Annotated in this window: 2 pseudogenes; both read left to right on the top strand. The window is 65.3% G+C overall.

Annotation, left to right across the window (positions count from 1 at the left end):
• A pseudogene (locus tag P1P70_RS45480) lies at positions 1-490 on the top strand (alpha-1,4-glucan--maltose-1-phosphate maltosyltransferase); the annotation flags it as partial.
• Positions 487-663 (top strand): annotated as a pseudogene (locus P1P70_RS45475) (trehalose synthase); the annotation flags it as partial. The pseudogenes P1P70_RS45480 and P1P70_RS45475, both read left to right, overlap by 4 nt.

The following is a 663-nucleotide window of genomic DNA, read 5'->3' as shown; positions in this document are numbered from 1 at the left end:
CTACGAACTCTGCGAGAACACCCCCCTCAAACCCGGCAGCGAGGAATACCTCGACTCCGAGAAGTACCAACTCCGCCCCCGCGACTGGGAGGCGGCCGAGCGCGACGGACGCACCATCGCCCCCCTGCTCGGCAAGCTCAACGAGATCAGGCGTCGGAGCCCGGCGCTGCGTCAGTTGCGGGAACTGCACTTCCACGACGCCGACCAGGAAGCGGTGATCATCTACTCGAAGAGCGCGGGGTCGAACACGGTTCTGGTGGTGGTCAACCTCGACCCCCACCACACCCAGGAGGCGACGGTCTCGTTGGACATGCCGCGACTCGGCCTGGAATGGCACGAGTCGGTGCTGGTGCGCGACGAGCTCACCGGCGAGGTCTACACCTGGGGCAGGAACAACTACGTACGTCTGGAACCGGGTCGCACACCCGCCCATGTACTGACCGTCCTGCGACCGTCCAACCCGCAGATCGGGGGGTCACCCACACAATGATCGTCAACGAGCCCGTTCCGGACACCTTCGAGGACACGCCGCAGAAGGACCGGGACCCGGACTGGTTCAAACGCGCCGTCTTCTACGAGGTCCTCGTCCGCTCCTTCCAGGACAGCAACGGCGACGGCATCGGCGACCTCAAGGGCCTGACCGCCAAACTCGACTACCTGCAG

Origin of the sequence: Streptomyces sp. MB09-02B (assembly GCF_033794485.1) — a bacterium.
GTDB lineage: Bacteria > Actinomycetota > Actinomycetes > Streptomycetales > Streptomycetaceae > Streptomyces.
The sequence above is the reverse complement of the archived record's forward strand: the minus strand, read 5'-3'. Positions and strand labels throughout refer to the sequence as shown.